This is a genomic window from Flavobacterium nitratireducens, assembly GCF_029625335.1.
Lineage (GTDB): Bacteria > Bacteroidota > Bacteroidia > Flavobacteriales > Flavobacteriaceae > Flavobacterium > Flavobacterium nitratireducens.
This window is the reverse complement of the sequence record NZ_CP121111.1, coordinates 1,651,222-1,673,415: the sequence shown is the minus strand read 5'-3', so window position 1 is coordinate 1,673,415 and position 22,194 is coordinate 1,651,222. Positions and strand designations below refer to the sequence as shown.

The 22,194-nt window shown below is 33.3% G+C and carries 19 protein-coding genes and 1 tRNA gene; 6 read left to right on the top strand and 14 right to left on the bottom strand.

Features of this window, described 5'->3' with window-relative positions; translation table 11 throughout:
• Positions 1-6: 6 nt before the first annotated feature.
• Together P5P90_RS07950 and P5P90_RS07945 are read right to left on the bottom strand one after the other, a co-directional pair.
• The gene (locus P5P90_RS07950) at positions 7-510 is read right to left on the bottom strand and encodes an energy transducer TonB (RefSeq protein WP_278034208.1); all 504 of its coding nucleotides are present in this window, start codon (positions 508-510) and stop codon (positions 7-9) included.
• Positions 511-780: 270 nt separating this feature from the next.
• Positions 781-2,169 carry a dipeptidase gene (locus P5P90_RS07945; protein WP_278034207.1) on the bottom strand — a complete coding sequence of 463 codons (1,389 nt, stop codon included), beginning with the start codon at positions 2,167-2,169 and terminating at the stop codon, positions 781-783.
• Between the two features lie 111 nt (positions 2,170-2,280).
• Here P5P90_RS07945 and P5P90_RS07940 point away from each other — a divergent pair.
• Positions 2,281-2,362: transfer RNA gene (locus P5P90_RS07940), tRNA-Leu, on the top strand.
• A gap of 79 nt (positions 2,363-2,441) precedes the next feature.
• Here P5P90_RS07940 and P5P90_RS07935 read toward each other — a convergent pair.
• The 11 genes from P5P90_RS07935 to P5P90_RS07885 all read right to left on the bottom strand — a co-directional run bounded on the left by P5P90_RS07935 (position 2,442) and on the right by P5P90_RS07885 (position 9,092).
• The gene (locus P5P90_RS07935; RefSeq protein WP_278034206.1) at positions 2,442-3,008 is read right to left on the bottom strand and encodes a hypothetical protein; all 567 of its coding nucleotides are present in this window, start codon (positions 3,006-3,008) and stop codon (positions 2,442-2,444) included.
• A gap of 58 nt (positions 3,009-3,066) precedes the next feature.
• Positions 3,067-3,330: a hypothetical protein gene (locus P5P90_RS07930; protein WP_278034205.1), complete on the bottom strand. Its 264-nt coding sequence runs from the start codon at positions 3,328-3,330 to the stop codon at positions 3,067-3,069.
• 18 nt (positions 3,331-3,348) lie between these two features.
• A complete protein-coding gene (locus P5P90_RS07925; protein ID WP_278034204.1) occupies positions 3,349-3,759 on the bottom strand; it encodes a lipocalin family protein in 411 nt (136 codons plus the stop codon).
• Between the two features lie 98 nt (positions 3,760-3,857).
• On the bottom strand, positions 3,858-5,066 hold the full coding sequence (locus P5P90_RS07920; RefSeq protein ID WP_278034203.1) for a hypothetical protein: 1,209 nt from the start codon (positions 5,064-5,066) through the stop codon (positions 3,858-3,860).
• A gap of 118 nt (positions 5,067-5,184) precedes the next feature.
• Complete coding sequence (locus P5P90_RS07915; protein ID WP_278034202.1) at positions 5,185-5,307, bottom strand: hypothetical protein; 123 nt, start codon at positions 5,305-5,307, stop codon at positions 5,185-5,187.
• Positions 5,308-5,311: 4 nt separating this feature from the next.
• Positions 5,312-5,590, bottom strand: coding sequence for a helix-turn-helix domain-containing protein (locus P5P90_RS07910; RefSeq protein WP_278034201.1), 279 nt, complete (start codon positions 5,588-5,590; stop codon positions 5,312-5,314).
• A gap of 86 nt (positions 5,591-5,676) precedes the next feature.
• Complete coding sequence (locus P5P90_RS07905) at positions 5,677-6,321, bottom strand: hypothetical protein (protein WP_278034200.1); 645 nt, start codon at positions 6,319-6,321, stop codon at positions 5,677-5,679.
• Positions 6,322-6,356: 35 nt separating this feature from the next.
• A complete protein-coding gene (locus tag P5P90_RS07900) occupies positions 6,357-6,590 on the bottom strand; it encodes a hypothetical protein (protein ID WP_278034199.1) in 234 nt (77 codons plus the stop codon).
• 453 nt (positions 6,591-7,043) lie between these two features.
• Positions 7,044-7,358: a helix-turn-helix domain-containing protein gene (locus P5P90_RS07895; protein ID WP_278034198.1), complete on the bottom strand. Its 315-nt coding sequence runs from the start codon at positions 7,356-7,358 to the stop codon at positions 7,044-7,046.
• A complete protein-coding gene (locus P5P90_RS07890; protein ID WP_278034197.1) occupies positions 7,340-7,678 on the bottom strand; it encodes a type II toxin-antitoxin system RelE/ParE family toxin in 339 nt (112 codons plus the stop codon). Before P5P90_RS07890 ends, P5P90_RS07895 begins: the two co-directional genes overlap by 19 nt.
• Positions 7,679-7,721: 43 nt before the next feature.
• Complete coding sequence (locus tag P5P90_RS07885) at positions 7,722-9,092, bottom strand: phage integrase SAM-like domain-containing protein (RefSeq protein WP_278034196.1); 1,371 nt, start codon at positions 9,090-9,092, stop codon at positions 7,722-7,724.
• A 737-nt stretch (positions 9,093-9,829) separates the two neighbouring features.
• On the opposite strand from P5P90_RS07885, the gene P5P90_RS07880 reads away from it, so the two are divergent.
• Both P5P90_RS07880 and P5P90_RS07875 read left to right on the top strand, forming a co-directional pair.
• Positions 9,830-12,565 carry a glycosyl hydrolase gene (locus P5P90_RS07880; RefSeq protein ID WP_278034195.1) on the top strand — a complete coding sequence of 912 codons (2,736 nt, stop codon included), beginning with the start codon at positions 9,830-9,832 and terminating at the stop codon, positions 12,563-12,565.
• A 16-nt stretch (positions 12,566-12,581) separates the two neighbouring features.
• On the top strand, positions 12,582-13,130 hold the full coding sequence (locus P5P90_RS07875) for a glycoside hydrolase family 88 protein (protein WP_278034194.1): 549 nt from the start codon (positions 12,582-12,584) through the stop codon (positions 13,128-13,130).
• Positions 13,131-13,255: 125 nt separating this feature from the next.
• Here P5P90_RS07875 and P5P90_RS07870 read toward each other — a convergent pair whose 3' ends face one another.
• Complete coding sequence (locus tag P5P90_RS07870; RefSeq protein ID WP_278034193.1) at positions 13,256-13,744, bottom strand: GntR family transcriptional regulator; 489 nt, start codon at positions 13,742-13,744, stop codon at positions 13,256-13,258.
• A gap of 444 nt (positions 13,745-14,188) precedes the next feature.
• Here P5P90_RS07870 and P5P90_RS07865 point away from each other — a divergent pair, with 444 nt between their 5' ends.
• The 3 genes from P5P90_RS07865 (at position 14,189) to lacZ (ending at position 22,091) form a co-directional block, all read left to right on the top strand.
• Positions 14,189-17,263, top strand: a complete 3,075-nt coding sequence (locus tag P5P90_RS07865; RefSeq protein ID WP_278034192.1) for a SusC/RagA family TonB-linked outer membrane protein — start codon at positions 14,189-14,191, stop codon at positions 17,261-17,263.
• Between the two features lie 11 nt (positions 17,264-17,274).
• A complete protein-coding gene (locus tag P5P90_RS07860) occupies positions 17,275-18,792 on the top strand; it encodes a RagB/SusD family nutrient uptake outer membrane protein (RefSeq protein WP_278034191.1) in 1,518 nt (505 codons plus the stop codon).
• 161 nt (positions 18,793-18,953) lie between these two features.
• Complete coding sequence (gene lacZ, locus P5P90_RS07855; protein WP_278034190.1) at positions 18,954-22,091, top strand: beta-galactosidase, LacZ type; 3,138 nt, start codon at positions 18,954-18,956, stop codon at positions 22,089-22,091.
• The last annotated feature ends 103 nt before the right edge of the window (positions 22,092-22,194 follow it).

Below are 22,194 nucleotides of genomic sequence, written 5' to 3'. Positions count from 1 at the left end.
ACCGAATCACATGTCTTTTAAAATTTTTATTTCTGATAAAGAGCCGTCTTCTTCAACCACAAAAGAAGTGAAAACATTTCCTTTTGGACAACCTTGTGGTATTTTAAAATTTTGTTTTAGGTATTCTTTTAGTTTGTCTCTACCACCGATAAAAGTAGGCTGTGTATCCTTAACTAGTTTTTCAATAATTTGCTGATTTTCGGGGGTGCCTTTTTGTGTAATGATTGATATCGGCAATGAATATAATACTCTAACGGCTTTTTCGTTTTGGATATCAGGATTCCATTTTGGACATTCTTTAAGTACGCGAACAGCTTCTTCACCTGTTCCGTAACCGATGTCTCTTAAAACTTTTATATCTATTATCGATCCGTCCTTTTCGATAACAAAGGTTGCGTATACTTTTCCTTGTAATCCCTCAACCTTTGGAGTTTTGAAGTTTTTTCCAATAAATTGATAGAAAGCATCTATGCCACCCGGGAAAGTGGGTTTTACATCTATGCCAGCCATATTTTAGATTAGGTCATTGGTTTGTGCTTCTACTTGTTGAGTATTTATCAGGATTGAAAATAGAAGTATAAGCTTTATTATGTTTTTGCTTGTAGACATGATTGATTTTTTTACTATTGGTTAAAAGCTTTGCAATTTTAACAAAAAAATCATTGCATAATAGTTGTAGAAAAAATAAAAAATCCGTTTATTCTTTTTTAAGAGTAAACGGATTTAGTTTTTTAAACTTAGGGAGCTTTGTGAAGAACTTTGCAGCCTTTGCGGTTAAAATTACTTCGATAACTCCACAAAGTTTTTATAGAACAACGGGATGGTTTCGATTCCTTTTAGGTAATTGAAAATCCCAAAATGTTCGTTAGGAGAGTGGATGGCATCGCTGTCTAAACCAAATCCCATTAAAATGATTTTGCTTTTTAATTCTTTTTCAAAAAGGGCTACGATTGGAATACTTCCTCCGCCTCTTACAGGTACAGCTGGAACCCCAAAAGTTTCGGTGTAAGCCATGTTGGCCGCTTTGTAACCAATGCTGTCAATAGGGGTTACGTAACCCTGACCTCCATGATGAGGCGTTACTTTGACGGTAACTGCCTTAGGCGCAATGGCTGTGAAGTGTTTGGTGAATAATTCGGTGATTTCCTCCCAGTCTTGGTTAGGAACTAAACGCATCGATATTTTGGCGTAAGCCTTAGATGGAATTACGGTTTTTGCTCCTTCGCCAGTGTAACCACCCCAAATTCCATTGACATCCAGTGTTGGGCGAATCGAATTGCGTTCGTTAGTAACATAGCCAGTTTCTCCGTAAACCTCTTTTAAATCGAGTGCTTTTTTGTATTCTTCTAAGCTAAAAGGAGCTTTGGCCATTTCGGCTCTCTCCTCTGCAGATAATTCTTCTACCTTGTCGTAAAAACCAGGAATGGTAATGTGATTGTTCTCGTCGTGAAGCGAAGCAATCATTTTGCTTAAGATATTGATAGGATTGGCAACTGCTCCGCCGTACAATCCGGAGTGCAAGTCGCGGTTAGGACCTGTAACTTCTACTTCTACATAGCTCAAACCACGCAAACCTGTTGTGATGGATGGTTGTTGGTTCGAAATCATTCCTGTATCAGAAATTAGGATGACATCGTTTTTAAGTTTTTCTCGGTTGTTTTCTACATAGCTTTTTAGGTTTACGCTACCTACTTCTTCTTCCCCTTCAATCATAAATTTTACATTGCAAGGCAAACAATTGTTGGCAACCATGTATTCTAAGGCTTTTACATGCATGTACATTTGTCCTTTGTCATCACAAGCGCCGCGGGCAAAGATAGCGCCCTCTGGGTGAAGTTCGGTTTTTTTGATTACGGGTTCAAATGGGGGAGAAGTCCATAATTCGATTGGATCAGGCGGTTGTACATCGTAATGGCCGTAAACTAAGACAGTTGGTAAATTAGGGTCGATAATTTTTTCGCCATAAACAATTGGGTAACCATCTGTTTCACAAATTTCTACCTTGTCGCAACCTGCCTTTTCAAGACTTAGCTTTACTGCTTCGGAAGTGTCTATAACGTCTTGATTATAAGCGGAGTCAGCACTCACAGAAGGGATTTTTAATAAATCGATAAGTTCGTTTATAAAACGCTCTTTGTTGTTTTGTATGTAATTCTTTATATTTTTCATTTATGAAACATAAGTTTGAGTGCTTTCAAAAGTACAAAAAACAGAATAATAATTTTTTTAATTTTTTTGCTTTGAATATTGGAAAGTATCCTTATATTTGCACCCACAATCGCGGATATGGCGAAATTGGTAGACGTGCCAGACTTAGGATCTGGTGCCGCAAGGCGTGTAGGTTCGAGTCCTATTATCCGCACTTTTAAAATGCAACTATCTTATTTTTAGATTGTTGCATTTTTTGTTTTTAAAACTTGCCCAACCGTTGCCCAACGGCGTCATAATTTTAATTTTTTGTTTATAATTTCTTCAATGTCTTTTTTGTTTACCCCATAAATTTTAAGCAAGTCAATTGTTTTTCTAATATTTGACTTTAAAGTTATTTTTGCTCCATAAACTTGATAACTCAATTTGTTGAATTTTATCTCTTCTTCAGTAAAACCTTCTTTCTCTAATCTAAGTAAATGCCAGTCTGAATAATTTATAGGCATTTTAATACTTCTTAGTATTTTATCTGTTTCGAAAAAAGTTGTTTCCACTTCTATAGACAGACTTTTTATTGTCAGTGTGTTTTCTGTAAACTTACACTCTATCGAAGTTTCTTTTTGTGACTTAATGATGTCGAGGAAGTACAATAAGCCTATTGTTGCCTTAACGGTATTTTTTGTCTCGCAATCTAATATATATATTGTTCCTGGAATTACTAATGTTAGTTTTCCGTTCGTTATGGTTATTTCTAAAACAGTAGATTTTCTCCATTGAGGACTTTTTCCTAAAACTTTTGAAATTTCTTTTAAGGTTTCAAGTAACGTTGATTTTTTTATTATGAAACAAGATGTATTCAATTTTGTTGATTTAATTGTTAAAATATGTTGGTCTTTTTAGAATATTTAAATATGATTCCTACTCTGCTAATAAAGTGTCGGTTTCTATTGTTTTTATTTTCATTGATTGATTTTGTGAATCATATTTATAGTATGTGTCCTTGCCCTCACTTGAGTCATGAATATAAATTATTCCTGTCTGGGTATCAATAACAGCGGTGGGAACAGCATTAGATATTGGTTGATAACGTCCTTTTTGACTTATCAAATAGCCTACATAAACAAATGCAGTCAAACTTAAAACAAAAGCAATTACTTTGCTTGATTTCCATACTTTTTCCATGATGATTTATTTTTTAAATTATTTGGTATAAGTTTCAACAAGTGTTCCCTCTCCAAGAATAACACTTTTCAAAATTAATTTTGCTGAGGTTAATTCTAAAATTTGATATGTGGTTGTGGTACCTGATCCATACCATGAAATTTTTAAATTTGTATTATTCAATAAATAGGGGCCAGTTTCAATAGTATCCGGACCATAGGTTGTATTAGAAGTTTTATTTTGATAATAGAAATTTGCTATATTATCTGAGGTTAATTCTATTTTATATGAAGAACTAACATTTTTCCCATCTAGTTTAGCATTGTCAAGTGTCCAAGTTCCTGTTAGTTTACTTGTGTCAACAGTTGTGGAGGTTGTTTCATTGTTGTCGTTTGAGCAAGAGAAAAGTGTAAATGCTAATAGGACAAATAATAAAATTGTTTTTTTCATAATCATAGGACTTTTTAAATTAAAATATATTGTTAACGTGTTTTCCTATAAAAGAATGACTATTAAATGAGAAAAGCAATACCCACTTTTAGTGATTTTTAAAAACCTAAATCAGAAAACATATTGATTTGTTGAGGTGGATAAATTCTCTCCTGTTTAATCATTTGATTGCTTTTCGTGTTTCTGATATTATGCGCTATTTCTTTTATCTGTGTTTCGAAGTCCGACGACAACCAACGTTTTGAAAGATAACGCCGTTTGATTTGTTCAAATATTTTCGGATCATTTTTATAATAGTGTTTCAATCCTGTATGGGATAGTAAAACACTATTGTCTTTCTGCATAGAAATATCAATTTTTGTTACCTGACAAGCTACACGATTTGACAATATAGTTAAAGGGTCAATTTGCGTAGTTTTGATATTAAGTAAATCAATTTTTTTACTTAAAATTTCGGAGGTTTGAAATTGTACTTTGTCGGAGAATCGAGCAGTTAAATTTTTAAGTTGTTTTCTGTGGTAATTAAATAAGTCCTTTTGATTGTTGGAAAGTAATTCAGTCCAGTAAAGTGGGTTTTTGTAATTGTTTAGGCTTTTACTTTGTGAGCAAATTGAATTATCATAGAAAAGGATATTGCTGAATTCTTTTAGTAATTCATTTTTGAAGTTATGTAGTCCGTGAGTTTTTAAGTCGTTGAGGTTGTAAATGCCTAAATTATTTAATTTTTCCATTTTGGTATATTTAATCTCAAAACGCATTATTTCTGTTTTAATTTGAAACCCTTTTGATTTGTAATGTAATGCCTTATTGTAGATTTTTATAATATATTGAGCGTGTTGAGCCTGTTTATATTTGCCCTCGTCTGAATTATGTTTGTATTCAAATGGTAAGGTTTTGTGCAGGAAGCAATAGTTTAGTATTTCGTTCGTTTGTATTGGGGGTATTATGTTAATTCCTATTTCAAGACACTTTAAAATGCAGTTTTCTAATTGAATTTTAAATTTGTTTTCCATGTCTTTTAATACCCATAAAAAAGCCTCAAAATTGAAGTCATTGAAATTGTGTGCTCCGTTGTTCCAATACTTATGTAAACTGCCTGATAAGGTAACTGTGCCGGTATCATATATGATGAACTCTAAGCCGTTATAAAATGCGTTTTTAAAGGGTGTAATCTTATTTCCATACCGGTTTACCGTCTTAAGTTCTCCCGTTGATAAGTTGATATTGTCATAGAAATCCAATAAGGGATTTGCCTCTAAAACAGAGTGAAGCTGATCCTTGATGATAATTTTTATGAAGTCTACCAATTGACTATATTTGTAATGCGTTTTGATATTGCCTGTTGAAACGAACTTTTGAACAAAGTATAAACGAGAGCCTGAACAACTCTCGTTTTTTTGCTTTAGATTTACTGAATAAAAGGGATTAATTGAGATTGATGCCTATTCTTTCGAGTAGTCTTGTCAATAATTTTTCAGAAATTGGATTACATTGTTTCAATCCTGAAAAAAGATGTTGAATAGGTGTTTTGTTGCTTTGAGGTTCCATAGTCTTAATCGTTTAAAGGTTTAAGACTTGCATGAACTTCAGAACTTAAAAAATATACTCGTCCTGAAATACCTAGAGGACGTAATTTGCCTGTACGCGTCCAATTATGAATTGTGCTGATGTCCACGCCAAACATTTTGGCTACATCTTTTCTTGAAAGATATTCTTTTTGGGGTTCGGGTTTGAAGTGTTTAAGAAATTCGTCTAAATGGGCTTTTACCTCGTTTGCGATTTCTTTTTTAAACTCGTTAGGTGTTGTGATGATTTGAATTGCTTGCTCCATAACTAATTGTTTTTTTGTTATAGGAGCAAAATTCAATAAATGTAGTACTGTGGGTAAAAAGTGGGTAAAGGAACTTTTACCCTTTTCTATTTGTTTAGACCTAATTCATCAAAATAGTTATCTAAATTATTGGTTTTGACGTGGTATTTATTATTCATTAAATCCCTTGCATTGTCTTTGTCGCAACCTAATATATATGCTAAAAGTTGATATTTTTCTAAATCCCCAATATTTAGGGTTCTTATTTTATTTTCTATACCAACTAATTTATTTGCAAGGTTGTATCTATCTAATAAATTTAGTTTTTTTCCGCCTAGCAATTGACTTTTGTTTTTCTTTGGGTTTAGATTTTTCTCAATTTCTAAAATTTTTTTAAGTTTTGTATTGTAGAAAATTGACCGACATCCCTCTTTTTCTGATTTTTTGTATTTTTCTCTATGTTGTTTTAAATGGTATTTTAGGTAGTCTTCAATTTCATCGGATGTGGCAGTTTTGTATGAATTCAAATATTTTTTTTCTTTCTTAATTTCTTCATAAACTTCGTCGTCAGTCAAATTAGATTTTCTATCATATTCATCCTTGACTTTTTTGATAATTGTAATTTCCTGTTCAATAAAGTGTTTTTCATTTTTGTCAGGGTTTTCGATTAGAAAAATCATTTTTTTAGAATTGTATTCTTCTTCAAGTCTTGCAATTATAAATTGTTTGGTTGCTGATAGATTATTTTGCATTTGCCTGTTGGTTTTTGTTTTGAACTAAGTTGATTTTAATTTAATGAATCTTTGAGGTTTGATATTAAATTTTCCTTTCTAAATATATTGATTAGTTTCTTTCTGGCACTCTCTGTATAAACTGTATTGTCAATGCAATAAAGTTGATCTTCTGTTAAACCTGCTATTTCTTTGTTTGCTTTCAAGAATTCTTTTTCAAGTTTTTTTCTGTTTTCAATGTTTGTAATTGTATTTAAAAATTTTTTCTGTGTTTGGTTTAAATTGCTCATGTTTTATGTTTTCGTTTAAGTTAATTTTGTTCTTACAGATAGTGCGGTAGGGTTATACACTATTTTTAGGGGCTTCAATTTGTAGATAAAAGTCTTTTTATTCAAGGGGGTGGGGCTTTTTTTTGATTTTATAATTCAATTTTTTTTGAAATTCATTTCTTTACTAGTTAGATAGTCTCATAACATTCTTATTTTGATACTTATCAACAAAAGTTTTTTTGTGTTATTATAATTCGGTTAATGTCTTTTTGTAAAATTGATATTTAAATAAGGGATTCAAAGCCTTTTATTTCAGTATGTTTGAAACAAACCTTTTGTTTTGATTTATGTGTTGTCTAATGATTTATTTTGCGTGTCCGTCGTTGCCAAGTAACAAAGATTTGTTTATCAATCAAATTGTATTTTAAGGTTTAACTTGTGTTGAGTTTATTCGATAAAAAAAATAACTTGTGATTACTTTAATTGCAACGACAACCCCAAAGCATTAATTATCTGCATGAAGTTAGAAAGTTGCAAGTCGGTTTTGCCTTGTTCAATTCGGGCAATATAGGCTCTGTTTTTGCCTATTTGTTGGGCAAGTTCTTCTTGGGTAAGGTGTTTTTCTTTGCGTTTTTCTTTTATCAATTCGCCATAATAAAAGGCGAGTGCCTTGGCGTTAAATTCTTCACGCTCTGGAGTTCCTTGTACGCCGTAATGATTATCTATATAATCATTCATTGTAGGTAACTCTTTTTTTATTTTCTCTAAATTTAGTTTTGGTCTTGCCATTGTTCTAATATTTTGATTGCTAACTTTATTTGTTTGTCGTAGTCCTTTGTTGATTTTTTCATAAAACCATTGAGAAACAAAATGTAGTTACATTGGTTTATGTTGTCGTGGTCTATGGTAAAAACAATAATCCGATATTCATTTTTAACCTGTACCCGAACTTCGTAAAAATCGGTATTGGTTAATTTCTTGGCAACTTTGGCGTTTATTATGTTTTGTGTTATCAGGATTTCAGACAGATAATCTATTTTTTGCTGTGTTGCTGAATCCAGATTTTCTAAAAATTCCGTAAACTCTAAAGTTTTAAATATGGTTCTCATTGATTTATCTTTTGCAAATGTAACGAATTAGATACAATATTGTTTATTTTGTTCCGTTTTTTAACACTCTCATTTCGGGGGTTTTGTCTTTGTTTAGTTTTTCATAGAACTGCATAAATAAATCCGCATTTGCATCTTTATCTTCTCGTTTGTTGATGTAGGTTAAAAACAAACTTTCTTTAGAGTGTCCAGTTATATTTATCAAAATGGGTGTAGGTATCTTTTTGTAGTAGTTCGATGCAAAAGAACGTCTAAAACAATGCGAGGCGATTAATTCGTATTTAGGATAGTTTCCTAATTCCTTACGGTTGGTTTCTGTATTTAGTTTTGTTCCTTTAACTATCTCAACAATTCCAGCAAGTTTACAAATTACTTTTGCGTATTCATTTAGTTTTTGATGTGGGATTTTTTTAGGTAAGTTGTTTTCGATAATATCGATAACGTGAGGCGCAATGATTCCAATTGTAACGCTCTTATTTGTTTTCTGTTGTATGATGTCGATATAGTAGTTTTTGCCGTTATATCTTATGTTTTCGTTTGTGATTTCTAATAAATCCCCACCACGTTGCCCAATTTCACAACCTAACAAAATCCAGTTGCGAACATTATTTAAACTTTCGGGAGTAATAGAAAGGTTTTTAGTTAGTTCGGGATTGTCTTTTTTAAATTGGTTAAGTTGTTCTTTATCTGATAAATCAACATTTTTAATCAATTCCAATTCATCAAAAGATAAAGTTTGAATGTATCGGTCTTTGTCGCTCTCTCTAAAAAAAGGAATTATTTTAGAATAGGGAGTAACTGGAATTTCGTTCTTTTCGGCATCAATGCAAACGGTCTTTAAAATCTCTAATTGTTTCCCTGCGTAATTAGTAGAGTAATTTTTAGTATTAATCAACCAGTTAGTAAATTTGTCAACAAAAGGTTTTGTAATCTCTACAAACTGGATTTGTTTCTTAATCTTTTTTTGGTATTCAGTAATAATGTTTCGAAATAAAGTATAGTTTTTAATAGTGCTAGGACTTAAACCGATTTTGTTTTTTACTTTTCGGGTGTTTGCGTTATCAATAATGTATTGAATGTGATTAATTAATAAACTGCTGTCGGTTTTAACAACTCTATTAAAACAATCATTGATTTTTATTTCTAACCAGTTGGAATCGATTAAAACGCCATTTCCTAAATCAGTATTAAGATTGTTACTGATATAAGAATCTAATTTTTTTAGGTCGTTAGATATTTTTTTGTTGGTTTCGTTGTTTTGTTTGGGTAGTCCTGTTGTTTCGCTCCAGTCTTTTGGGTTAATGGTAAAACCAGTATTTAACTCAAAAACATTATCTCTATTTAATGATAAACGAACTTTGATAGAAACATTTTTATTTGCCTTGCTTCTTAATCTGAATTGAATTGTTGCCATATTGTGAACTTTTGAACTTTGAACAATTCAAAAGTAATCAATTTTGTAATACGTTTTACAAAGTTGCCCAACCGTTGCCCAACCGTTTTAAGATTTTATTCAATTTCATTCATTTTTATTCTATTGTTAAATGAGGTTTGTAATCTTTGTTAAGTATTGAATTTATTGGTTTTTTAATGTATTTTTGTAGAGTTTTTGGGAGTTTGTGAAAATTGCCAAATTGAGGGTGTAGGCGTGTAGGTTCGAGTCCTATTATCCGCACAGAAAGCTTCTCAATCGAGAAGCTTTTTTTATGCCTTATTTTTCTATAATTCTGGTTGTTAAAGTTGTAAGTAGCTTTATTGGAATACGCTTCAAAGCTGAGGTTGTGTTTTTTTGTGTATTTTTATTTCGTATTGACACAAATTTTAATCCTTGTTTTTTATGAATTATCTAATGCGAAAAGCAGATTTTGTCTTTCATGAAATAGTAGTTTTTCATTCAGGAAAAGCGTAATTGCCTAAATTTTGGCAGTCGGTTATTGATTTTGGTTCATTCTATTGATTTGTTTTGTGTCTAACAGGACGGTGCAGGATAGTTGGTAAACTTTGCTTTGATAATTTTATAAGCTCAATAAATTTTGGAGGCGGTTTAAAAATCATTAAATTCATTTCTATGAAGTAAATGAAAATAGACTTTTAAATTGAAGATTAAATTTTTTGAATCCAACACATATTTTATTTTACAAGAATTAATCCATGAAAATAAAACTACAATTTATTCCTTTTTTTGCTGGAATTTTGTTTGCCATAGATGCTACTGCGCAATCCAAACAAGTGGATTCGGCATGGCCAGAAACTAAAAATGTAAATAAACCATGGGCACGTTGGTGGTGGATGGGAAATGCGGTTGACAAACCCAATTTGAAATCCAGTTTAATCGATTTTCAAAAAGTAGGTATAGGAGGAGTAGAGATTACACCTATTTATGGAGTAAAAGGAGAGGAGGCTAATTTTATTGATTATTTGTCGCCTAAATACATGGAAATGTTAGACTACACGGTGAAGATAGCCGATAGTTTAGGAATGCAAGTGGATATGGTATTAGGTACTGGCTGGCCTTACGGTGGTCCGCAGGTTACACTTCCTTATGCGGCAATGAAATTAGTTGTAGAAAAATATGAAGTTAAAAAAGAGGATCTTTTTAATAAAGAATTAAAGCCTAGTTCAGAAAAGGATAAAATCCCAGCACAATTACTAGCGGTTTCCGCTTTTGGTGCTGATGGCTCTTATTTGGATTTGACAAAGCAACTGAATGGAAATTTGTTGCAATGGAAAGCTGCAAATACGGACTATACTATTTATGCAATTTTTGCTGGAAAAACTGGTCAACAAGTAAAACGTGCTGCTCCCGGTGGAAAAGGTTACACTTTAGATCATTATTCGGAGGAAGCATTGAATGCTTATGTAGTTCCATTTGATAAAGCTTTAGTTGGTTTTGAAGGAAAGTTAAGGGCTATTTTTAATGATAGTTATGAAGTTTATGGTACTGATTTTACACTTCATTTTTTAGAAGAATTTGAAAAACGCCGAGGCTATGATTTAAAAAAATACCTGCCACAATTGTTGAGTAAAGAAGATTCGGAAATAGGCAATAGAGTAAAGAGTGATTACCGTGAAACTATTTCGGATTTGCTGTTACATAAATTTGATTTGCCTTGGACAAAATGGGCCAATGCTAAAAATTTTAAAACCAAATTGCAGGCGCATGGTTCGCCCGGAAATTTAATTGATTTGTACGCCTCTGCTGATATATCCGAATGTGAAACCTTTGGTTCCATGCCGTATGATATTCCAGGTTTTCGCAGGGAAATTGAAGATATTAGGAATGGTGATGCCGACCCAGTGATGCTCAAATTTTCTTCATCGGCGGCACATATTGCAGGTAAACCATTGACTTCTTCAGAAACTTTTACTTGGTTGAGAGATCATTTTAAAACGGCACTTTCGCAATGCAAACCTGAAGTGGAAGATTTATTCCTTAACGGAATTAATCATGTTTTTTTACATGGTTCAACCTATTCTCCTAAAAGAGCAGAGTGGCCTGGATGGAAGTTTTATGCTTCTGTAAATTTCAATGCTAACAATGCGATTTGGGAAGATGCACCAGGATTGTTTTCGTATATAGCCAATTGTCAATCCTTACTTCAATCAGGGAAATCAGATAATGGAACCTTGCTGTATTATCCTGTGTATGATACTTGGGGGAAAAATTTAGAAGGGAATTTATTTTTTCAATTTAAAATACATTCTTTGGATGAGTGGTTGCATGGAACTCCTTTTTACAAAACGACTGAAAAATTGATGGAGAAAGGTTATGGAGTCGATTTTATTTCGGATAGCTTCATAGCTCAAGCAACTGTAAAAGAGGGATTGCTGGTTCTTCCCGGGAATAGTTATAAGGCTTTGGTGGTACCTGATTGCGATAAAATGCCTTTGGCTACTTTAGAAAAATTGATTGCTTTGAAAAAAGCAGGTGCTTCAATTATTTTTGAAGGTTTGCCAAAATCGGTTCCGGGATTATATAATTATGAAGTTCAAAATGAAAAAATGGCTCAATTAATTGCGTCCAATAAAATGCTTGTAGAACCGGTAACTGATGTGTTTAAAGCGCTTACTGAAGCAAATGAAAAGCCGGAAACATTAGTAGAAACCGGTTTAAAATTCATTAAAAGAGATGTAAATGGAGAAAAAATTTATTATTTGGTAAATCATACTCCTAAAACTATTGAAGGCTTTATTCCTTTGGCTGTAGCCAATAAAAAAGTCTTGATTTTAGATCCATTAACGCGAAAAGTGGGAAATGCAGAAGTGAAGTCAGATGGATTAAGTACGATGGTTAAGATTCGTCTGGAATCTGGGAAATCATTATTTCTACAAACAGAAAATAAACCATCGGCTAAACCATGGAAATATATGGAGCCTAAAACAGTACCTATCGCTTTAAAAGGGCAATGGGATTTAGCTTTTGAAAAAGGAGGTCCTGCTTTGCCTGCTCCAGTAAAGCTTGATAAATTAGAATCATGGACAAAATTTAGTCCTGAAGCCGAAGCTTTTTCAGGTACTGCTACTTATACTTTACAGTTTGATAAACCAACAATTGATGCTAAAATATGGCAATTGAATCTGGGAGATGTTAGAGAAAGTGCTAAAATTTGGTTGAACGGAAAATATATTGGACCAGCATGGTCAGTCCCTTTTTCAATTGAATTAGGAAAGTTAAAAAGAAAACAAAATGAATTAAAAATTCAAGTGACAAATCTTTCCGCAAATCGTGTTCGCGACCTCGAATTAAAGGGCAAAGAATGGAAGATTTTTTATGAGATTAATATGGTGGATAAGGACTATAATAAATTTGATGCTACTAAATGGGCTCCTATGCCTTCAGGATTAAAAGGTCCTGTCTCTATTACTCCATTGGTAGAAAATAAATAATAAAAACCCCTCGATAATGAAAAAAAGGATTTTGTTTTTAAGTTTATGTTTGCTGTTAAGCAGCATAACTTTTGCCCAACAAACATTTGATAGAAAAGAAGTATTGGCTCAAATGGAATTGGCTAATAAATACTTTATGGACAAATGGCCAGACACTGGAAAGACAATTGTAACTAATAAAGAGCGTCCTAGTAATATTTGGACTCGTGGTGTTTATTACGAAGGATTAATGGCTTTACATGAAATTAATCCTAAACAAGTTTACTATGATTATGCCTATTCATGGGCAGAATTTCATAAATGGGGATTTAGAAATGGAAATGCCAATAGAAATGCGGATGATTATTGTGCTGCACAAACCTATATTGATTTGTATAACATAGAGCCTGATGCCAAAAAACTAAAAAACACCAGACAATGCATCAATATGCTGTTGAATACCCCGCAACTAAATGATTGGTCTTGGATTGATGCGATTCAAATGGGAATGCCTGTTTTTGCTAAACTGGGTGTTTTAGATAAAGACAATCGTTATTTTGGACGTGCTAACTTAGCCATCACATAAAGTTAAGAAATAATCTTAATTTTGATTAATGAAGTGCATCTAAGATGAAAAACACAAGCCATATCCATAAACCTGCTGCAAACTTCTTAAAAGAGCACTGCTAAAATTGTATTTAAAGCATAAATTCAGCCAACTGGTAGGGTTTTGATTATCGATGCGGCGGCAACTAAATTGGTTGGCATGATGATGTATTTCGTGTAGTTACCGTTACTGTCGTTTATCAGTTTCTGGAAAACCTGGGTGTTGAAATTATGAAAGAAAATGTCCTCCTGAACATCTTTTCCAATGTTTTCTAAAAAGGAATTATAGAGGTCTTCTTTGAAAATATTTAACTCGTCGAAAAGTAGAAAAATTCGCTGTTTAATTCGGACTTCAGTACTTTTTACATAGTACCCTTTCCCAAGAATAGCGTAGATTATTCCCCTTTTTTTCAATTCTTCATAGGCCTGTAAAACGGTATCACGGGACAAGGAAAATTCCAGACATACTTTGATTATGGAGGGGAGTTTTTCGTCTTTTTTTAAATGGCCTTCCTCAATCGTTTTCTCTATCGATAAAATGATCTGTTTGTACTTTGGGACACCCTGATTATTCTGAATATTTATGATTTTCATGAGTAAGATTTTTCGCAAATATACAAAAACCGGTAGGTACCAGTATGTTGTATTTAACTTTTATTTTACTTTTGATTTTTAATATTTCGTAAATAATTAATATAAAAAAAACACATATCATATTTAACGTCTAATTTTTTTACATAAATAATTTGATTTTACGTCTAATAGAGGAGGTATTTGTTTTTTAGAATTTGCTAACGAAAATGAAATTAAATAGTGGACTCTTGATCATTTTGGTCCTGATGTTTTACAAGAATAATAGAATGTACAGTATAAAAATTTACTTTAAAGGAAATAAAGAATAGTAATAATTCCGAATGAATTGATTTCGAACCCAATTTCAGTTTTATTCGTCTACAATTGAAACTACTATTTTTTGTCTTTTTTAAAGGATAATAGATTGCCAAGAATAACTAACTAATTTTTAAAAACTATGAATTTATGAAAAACATGAAGAATGTAAATCAGATGTCAAGAATAAAAGCATTCTTAACATCTAAACTCACTCTGTCATTAGTCATTATGGTCTCTTGTATTAGCTTGCAGGCTCAAAATACTATTACAGGTTCTGTTGGAGATCAAAAAACATCCCAGTCAGTCATTGGAGTTTCAGTATCTGTCAAAGGAACAAAGAATGCAACCATAACAGATGTTGATGGTAATTATAAATTAAATGTTGCGGATACTAATGCTACATTAGTGTTCTCTTATATCGGATATGTTACAGTTGAAGAGGCTATTGCCGGTAGACAAGTGATAAATGTTTTGCTTAAAGAAGAAAACAACACATTAAACGAAGTAGTGGTAATTGGATACGGTACTGTTAAGAAAAGTGATTTAACAGGAGCTGTTGGAGGATTAAAGGCAACACAATTAGATTCTCAAAGTAATACGAATTTAGGGAGTGCAATACAAGGTAAAATTGCCGGTGTTACTGTAGAGTCTGCTGGTGGTGCCCCTGGTTCTGGAACCAGAATTCAGATTAGAGGTGCAGGATCATTAAACAATAACAATCCTTTGATATTAGTAGATGATATCGCAGTTGCCTCTATGAACAATCTGAATCCAAATGACATCGAATCAATTCAAGTTTTGAAAGACGCTTCTGCTGCAGCAATTTATGGGTCAAGAGCTGCAAATGGTGTGATTTTGATTACCACAAAGAGTGGAAAGAAAGGGGAGATGAAAGTGAGCTTTGACTCTTTTTATGGGATTGCCAGTGTGACTAAAAAACTAGATTTGTTAAATCAAGAACAATGGGCAAAGGTAAGTAATGCGGCCTATAGTGCAGCAGGAAAAGCACCATTAGCCATTGCGCAAAACCCTGAAGTTCCTGGAGCAGGAATTAATTGGCAGAATGAAATTTTCAGAGCAGCTCCTACACAAAACTATTCATTAGGGTTTTCTGGAGGTTCAGATAATTTAAAATATAATATGTCTTTGAGTTACTTTAATCAAGAAGGAGTCATCAAGAAAACGAATTATGACCGTGTTAACTTAAGAATTAAATCGGATTACAAAAAAGGTATTTTTAAAATCGGAGAAACAGTAATGTTGACCAAAGAAAAAAGAAATGATTTACCAGGAATACCAGGACAAGGAAGAAATATTCTTGGAGCTGCTATTTCTATGATTCCAGGGTTTGCAATTTATAATGAAAATGCAGTAGGAGGATATGGTGGAGCATCAGGTGCAGTTACGGATATATTCAATCCAGTGGCAGCTTTGAATCTTATTGATGTTAAAAATGATTACTACCAAGCATTGATTAATACTTATGCAGAAGCAAGTTTCTTTGACGGTTTTAAATATAAATTAAATGTTGGGGTAACTGCTTCAGAACATAAAAGTTATAACTATACACCACGTTATGAAGTGGGTGGATTCTTCAAGAATTCAAAAAATACTTTAGCGGAAGGAAGTAACTTAAACCAATACTATCAAATAGAAAATACTTTAAACTATTCTAAAAATTTTGGTAAGCATTCGGTAAACTTATTGTTAGGACATACTATTTATGAAAATAATTTCCGTTCTATTTCAGGTTCCGTTCAAGGTATGCCTGATGGTATATTTGTTTTGGCAGGTGCTGAACAACCAGCTATTTCAGGGTATGCTACTGAGAATAAATTGATTTCTTATCTTGGACGTGCGATATATTCGTATGATAACAAATATATCCTTACGGCAACTTTTAGACGTGATGGTTCCTCTCGTTTTAGCCCAGAAAATAAATGGGGAAATTTCCCTTCCATTTCTGCAGCATGGGGAATAGGAAAAGAACAGTTTTTCAAAAATTTAGGTTTGCCTGTGTCTGAATTCAAAATACGTACTAGTTATGGTATTTTAGGAAATCAAGAAATTGGAGATTACCAGTATCTTGGGGCAATTACATCAGGAATAAGTTATGGTACAGGAGAACCAAATACACTTTGGATAGGAAACATTCAAACAGATTATCCTGCGATTGGATTAAAATGGGAATCAACTTCAACGGCTAATGTTGGTTTTGATTTAGGGTTATGGAATGGTAAATTAGATTTTACTTTTGATTACTTCCAAAAAAACACTTCCGATTTACTTTTACGTGTGCCAATTCCATTGTCAGTAGGTTCTAGTAATGACCCTTACACTAATGCAGGAAAGGTTTCAAATAAAGGTTTTGAAATGGGATTAACATACAATCAAAAAGTTGGAGAAGTTAATTTCTCTATAACTTCTAATATTTCAAGTGTAAAAAATCGTGTTGAAGAATTGAGTACTGGAAGCCAGATTCTTGAAGGTTCTAGAGGAGCATTTCATGGATCAGCAGTGACATACAGCAAAGTAGGATATCCTATTTATTCTTTTTTCCTTGTTAAGACTGACGGATTATTCAGAACACAAGAAGAACTGGATGCACATAATTTGAATGGAAATCCTATTCAGCCTAGAGCCGAAATTGGAGACATCAGATATGTTGATTTTAATGGAGATGGAAAAATTGATGCTGGAGACAGACAATTTAGAGGTAGTGCTTTTCCTGATTTTGAATACGGATTCCGTCTTCAAGCAGATTGGAAAGGAATTGATATGACCCTTGCTCTTCAAGGAGTTCAAGGAAATAAAATATATAATGGAAATAATACTGACTTAGCAACAGTAAAAGCAAATATAAATTATGCTAGTTCAACTTTAAATTCATTTACTTTTAATCCAAACTCTAATTTTCCAAGATTAAATATTGATGATCCAAATGATAATGGTGCTGATTACTCAGATCGTTTCCTTGAAAATGGATCTTATCTTAGATTAAAAACGATTCAATTAGGATATACGTTTCCTAATGACTTAAGTCAAAAATTATCAATTGACAGATGTCGATTCTATGTTGCAGGTGATAATCTTTTTACTTCTACTAAATACACAGGATACAATCCAGACGTTTCGGCTGATGCACTTGGAGGTAGAGGAATCGATTATAAATCATATCCATTAAGCAAAACCATTATTTTTGGGATGCAACTTAACTTTTAAATCAACGAAAAATGAAAAAGAAATTAATCATATTATATTTTATCGGAGGGCTGGCCTTGTTTAGTTCTTGTTCTGATAACCTTGAATTAGAGAATCCAAATAAATTAACAACCACTTCTTTTTGGAAAACTGAAGCGGATTTAGAGTCTGGATTAGCAACTGTTTATAATGTATTAGTAGATAACAATAACGCAGGTTATTGGGAAATCCAAGCGATGCAATTGAAAGAAAACAGAACAGAAAACTTTGTTGCAAGAAATGATGTTCCAGGACGTTATGCCGTTTCTAGCTATAAGAATACTCCTAGCACAAATGAGACGACAGGGATGTATAAAGCGATGTATATTGGTATATTTCGTGCTAATCAAGTAATTAGTTATGCGCCTCAAATCACAGGTATTAATGAAACAAAAAGAGCGCAATTAGTTGCAGAGGCTACTTTTCTTAGAGGATTGAACTATTTTAATTTGGTAAATGAATTTGGAAGTGTTCCAATTTTTACTGAATTAGCAAAAGGATCTTCAGATTATTTTAAAGAAAAATCAACTGAAACAGAAGTTTGGAATCAAGTAATTGCTGATTTCCAACATGCTGCTTCAAGTCCGCTACCTGAAATTTATCCTGCAACTTTAAAAGGAAGAGTGACAAAAAATACGGCAATCGCTTATCTTGGAAAAGCCTATTTATATTTAAGAGAATGGGCAAAAGCCGAAGAGCAATTTTCTAAATTAGTAGATAATGAAGAGGCTAATGGTCTTGGTCTTTTGGATGATTATGCACAATTATTTGATGGTAAACATGAAAATAGCAAAGAATCAGTATTTGAAATTCAGTTTAGCAGACAAGGTGGTGCAACTATCTGGGGAGGAAATCCATCAGAAAGAACAAGAGCAACAACGATGGCTCAAGAATTAGCTCCTGGAGAAGTAGGAGGTTGGTTTGAGTTATTGCCTACGAAAGTATTGTTAGACGCGATGACCAAAGAGAAAACGGTTGACGGCGGTTTTGACCCTAGAGCTCTTGCTACTTTGGCTTGGAACTATCCGGGTAGTACCTATTATAATTATGATTTTGCATCAAAGTTTGGGGCAAATGCTATATGGATTAGAAAAAATCAAAACTGGTGGAACAATGATGAAGGAGATTGGAAATCTGAGTTGAATGAATATGCAATGCGTTATGCTGATGTTCTTTTAATGCTTGCTGAAGCAAAAACAATGCAAGGAAAAGTAGCCGAAGCCGCACCTTTGGTAAAAAGAATCAGAGATAGAGCGAAGTTAGCTAATATCACGATGACAGGATGGAGTCAAACTCAAATGATGGATGAAATCATGCACCAAAGAAATGTTGAATTTGCTCGTGAAGGGATTCACTGGTATGATTTAAGAAGATGGGGTACTTTAGAAAAAGTAATCAAAGATAGTCAAGTTGGCGGTTATCTTAATTACTCAGCAAAATACAACTACTTTCCTATTCCAGAAAGTGAGTTGAATAACAACCCAAAAATGACCCAAAATGCCAATTGGTAATATGGGTTATACCTTTTAATTAATAAAAGATTAAAATAAGAACTTGACAAATGGTTGATGTGTTATATTATAGCGGATTAATCATTTGTCATTTCTTATAAACATCTGATAGCTTTATGTTTATAAGATAAAAGTATTTCAATCTTAAAAATTCATTATATATGAAAAAAGTAACAATTTTATCCTGCATTTTTACCATTATTTCTTTGGTTGTGTGTGCACAAGAAAAGCCAACGACTAACGATTGGGAAAATCCAGCTGTATTTCAGATTAATAGAGAACCTGCAAGAGCGGCTTTTTTGCCTTATGCTGATGAGTCATCTGCTATTGCTGATGATTATACACGTTCCCCTTGGTTTCTTACCTTAGATGGGAAATGGAAATTTAATTGGTCGCCAACACCAGACCAACGCCCGAAAGAATTCTTCAAAACAGATTTTAATACGACCAATTGGAAAGAAATTACGGTTCCTTCTAACTGGGAATTAAATGGGTATGGAATTCCGATTTACACTAATATAATCTATCCGTTTGTTAAAAATCCACCGTTCATAGATCATGCAGATAATCCAGTGGGGTCTTACCGCCGTGCTTTCGAGTTGCCAGAAAACTGGAACGGACGCCGTGTTTATCTCCATTTTGAAGCAGGAACTTCAGCGATGTATATTTGGGTAAATGGAGAAAAAGTAGGCTATAGTGAAAACACGAAGAGTCCAACAGAATTTGATATAACTAAATATGTAAAAGCGGGTAAAAATCAGATTGCCGTTGAGGTCTATCGTTGGAGTGATGGTTCTTACCTGGAGGATCAAGATTTTTGGCGTTTGTCAGGAATTGATCGTGATGTCTATCTTTATAGTACAGCTAATACCCGTATTGCTGATTTCTTTGCACGTCCTGGTCTTGATGCTTCCTATAAAAACGGAAGTCTGTCTGTTGATGTTAAACTGAAGAATATGAATGCGGTTGCAAAAAACAACCAGATTGTTGAAGCTAAATTAGTAGATGCAGCCGGGAAAGAAGTTTTTAAGAAAACAATAAAAATTAATGTAGGAGCTAATTCAGTTGAATCAACAACTTTTACACAAAATGTTTCTACACCTAAATTATGGAATAATGAAACACCAAATCTTTATACTTTATTGCTTACGCTAAAGGATGAAAATGGAAAATTTATTGAAACGGTTGCTACGCAAATCGGTTTCCGAAAAGTAGAATTGAAGAACGGGCAATTATTGGTCAACGGTATTCGAATTATGGTTCATGGTGTGAATATTCATGAACATAATCCTAAAACAGGTCATTATCAGGATAAAGAAACTATGATGAAGGACATTAAGATGATGAAGCAATTAAACATTAATGCGGTACGTTGCAGTCATTATCCAAATAACTTAATGTGGGTAAAATTATGCAATAAATATGGTTTATTCTTAGTAGATGAAGCTAATATTGAAAGTCATGGAATGGGAGCTGAATTGCAAGGCTCTTTTGATAAAACAAAACATCCTGCTTATCTTCCGGAGTGGAAAGCAGCTCACATGGATCGTATTTATAGCTTAGTGGAACGCGATAAAAACCAACCTTCAGTTATCCTTTGGTCTTTGGGTAATGAATGCGGAAATGGACCTGTTTTTCAAGAGGCTTATAATTGGATAAAAAATAGAGATAAAACACGATTGGTTCAATTTGAGCAAGCAGGAGAAAAAGAATATACGGATGTGGTTTGTCCGATGTATCCAAGTATGGATTACATGAAAGAGTATGCCAAACGTAAGGACGTAAAACGCCCTTTTATTATGTGTGAATATGCTCATGCTATGGGTAATAGCAGTGGAAATTTTCAAGAATATTGGGACGTTATTCGCAGCAGCAAAAACATGCAAGGAGGATTTATTTGGGATTGGGTAGATCAAGGATTTGAAATGACTGATGAAGTAGGACGTAAATACTGGGCCTATGGTGGTGATATGGGAAGTCAAAATTATACCAATGACGAGAATTTTTGTCACAACGGTTTAGTTTGGCCAGATCGTACGCCTCATCCAGGTGCTTTTGAAGTTAAAAAAGTGTATCAAGATATTTTATTTTCAGGAGTTGATTTGAAAAAAGGACTTGTTCAAGTAGAAAATGGATTTAGTTATACCAATCTTGATAAATATCTATTCAAATATGAAGTGCTGAAAAATGGGTTGGTTATCAAAACGGGAACTATTGCTATTCGTCTTGCACCACAATCTAAGAAACAGGTTCTGCTAGAATTGCCAAAATTATCTACCGAAGACGGAGTAGAATATCTTTTAAATATTTTTGCCTACACAAAAGACGGTACCGAAGTTTTGCCTCAAAATTTTGAAGTTGCCAGAGAACAGTTTTCAATTAGTGAGAGTAAATATTTTGTAAAAGCAGTTAGTAATAAGGGATCGAAACCTGCAGTTAAAGAAACTAAAGATTGGATTACGCTAAATGCGTCTGGTGTTGAAGTGACGATAAACAAAAGCACTGGTCTGATTCAAGATTACAAATCAAACGGAGAACGTTTTTTCAATCAATTACCGGTTCCTAATTTTTGGCGTGCACCAACCGATAATGATTTTGGAAATAATATGCAGGTGGCAAGTAATGTATGGAGAACCGTGGGAAGAATCAGTAGTTTGAACTCCATTGAGGTCAAAGAAGAGTCTGGAAAAACAACTGTTGTGGCTACTCTTTTCTTAGGCGATGTAGCGTCAACGTATACGATTGTTTATACAATGAACTCAGATGGAAGTTTAACGATGGTAAATACATTCAAGGCAGGAAGTAATCCATTGTCTGAAATGCCTCGTTTTGGGATGCTATTTTCTCTTAAGAAAGAACTTGATAATTTCAGTTATTATGGTAGAGGGCCTTGGGAAAATTATCAGGATAGAAATACTTCATCATTGAAAGGGATTTATCAAAGTAAGGTTGCCGATCAATATGTTCCCTACACGCGTCCTCAGGAAAATGGATATAAAACAGATGTTCGTTGGTTAACACTGACAAATAATTCAGGAAACGGAATTGAAATTGAAGGTTTGCAGCCTTTAGGTGTAAGTGCTCTTCATAATTATCCTGAAGATTTTGATCCAGGTTTGACGAAAAAATACCGTCATACGAATGATATTACACCACGTCATGAAGTTGTAGTATGTGTTGATTTAGCACAAAGAGGTGTTGGTGGAGACAATAGTTGGGGCGCTATGCCACACGAACAATATCAATTGAAAAACAAAGACTATAGTTACGGTTTTGTTATTAAACCTAAAAAGAAATAAAATAGTTATAAAAACCCATGACGTTTTTGGAATGCATGAAGAGTTATGAAATTGTATACCCGATAAAGATGATGACATTTAGAACAAGAATTATGAAATAAAA

Excerpts from the sequence above, each read along its gene's own strand:
- P5P90_RS07950 (WP_278034208.1), bottom strand. The coding sequence starts at position 510 with ATGGCTGGCATAGATGTAAAACCCACTTTCCCGGGTGGCATAGATGCT.
- P5P90_RS07945 (WP_278034207.1), bottom strand. The coding sequence starts at position 2,169 with ATGAAAAATATAAAGAATTACATACAAAACAACAAAGAGCGTTTTATA.
- P5P90_RS07930 (WP_278034205.1), bottom strand. The coding sequence starts at position 3,330 with ATGGAAAAAGTATGGAAATCAAGCAAAGTAATTGCTTTTGTTTTAAGT.
- P5P90_RS07925 (WP_278034204.1), bottom strand. The coding sequence starts at position 3,759 with ATGAAAAAAACAATTTTATTATTTGTCCTATTAGCATTTACACTTTTC.
- P5P90_RS07915 (WP_278034202.1), bottom strand. The coding sequence starts at position 5,307 with ATGGAACCTCAAAGCAACAAAACACCTATTCAACATCTTTTTTCAGGA.
- P5P90_RS07910 (WP_278034201.1), bottom strand. The coding sequence starts at position 5,590 with ATGGAGCAAGCAATTCAAATCATCACAACACCTAACGAGTTTAAAAAA.
- P5P90_RS07905 (WP_278034200.1), bottom strand. The coding sequence starts at position 6,321 with ATGCAAAATAATCTATCAGCAACCAAACAATTTATAATTGCAAGACTT.
- P5P90_RS07900 (WP_278034199.1), bottom strand. The coding sequence starts at position 6,590 with ATGAGCAATTTAAACCAAACACAGAAAAAATTTTTAAATACAATTACA.
- P5P90_RS07895 (WP_278034198.1), bottom strand. The coding sequence starts at position 7,358 with ATGGCAAGACCAAAACTAAATTTAGAGAAAATAAAAAAAGAGTTACCT.
- P5P90_RS07890 (WP_278034197.1), bottom strand. The coding sequence starts at position 7,678 with ATGAGAACCATATTTAAAACTTTAGAGTTTACGGAATTTTTAGAAAAT.
- P5P90_RS07885 (WP_278034196.1), bottom strand. The coding sequence starts at position 9,092 with ATGGCAACAATTCAATTCAGATTAAGAAGCAAGGCAAATAAAAATGTT.
- P5P90_RS07880 (WP_278034195.1), top strand. The coding sequence starts at position 9,830 with ATGAAAATAAAACTACAATTTATTCCTTTTTTTGCTGGAATTTTGTTT.
- P5P90_RS07875 (WP_278034194.1), top strand. The coding sequence starts at position 12,582 with ATGAAAAAAAGGATTTTGTTTTTAAGTTTATGTTTGCTGTTAAGCAGC.
- P5P90_RS07870 (WP_278034193.1), bottom strand. The coding sequence starts at position 13,744 with ATGAAAATCATAAATATTCAGAATAATCAGGGTGTCCCAAAGTACAAA.
- P5P90_RS07865 (WP_278034192.1), top strand. The coding sequence starts at position 14,189 with ATGAAAAACATGAAGAATGTAAATCAGATGTCAAGAATAAAAGCATTC.
- P5P90_RS07860 (WP_278034191.1), top strand. The coding sequence starts at position 17,275 with ATGAAAAAGAAATTAATCATATTATATTTTATCGGAGGGCTGGCCTTG.
- lacZ (WP_278034190.1), top strand. The coding sequence starts at position 18,954 with ATGAAAAAAGTAACAATTTTATCCTGCATTTTTACCATTATTTCTTTG.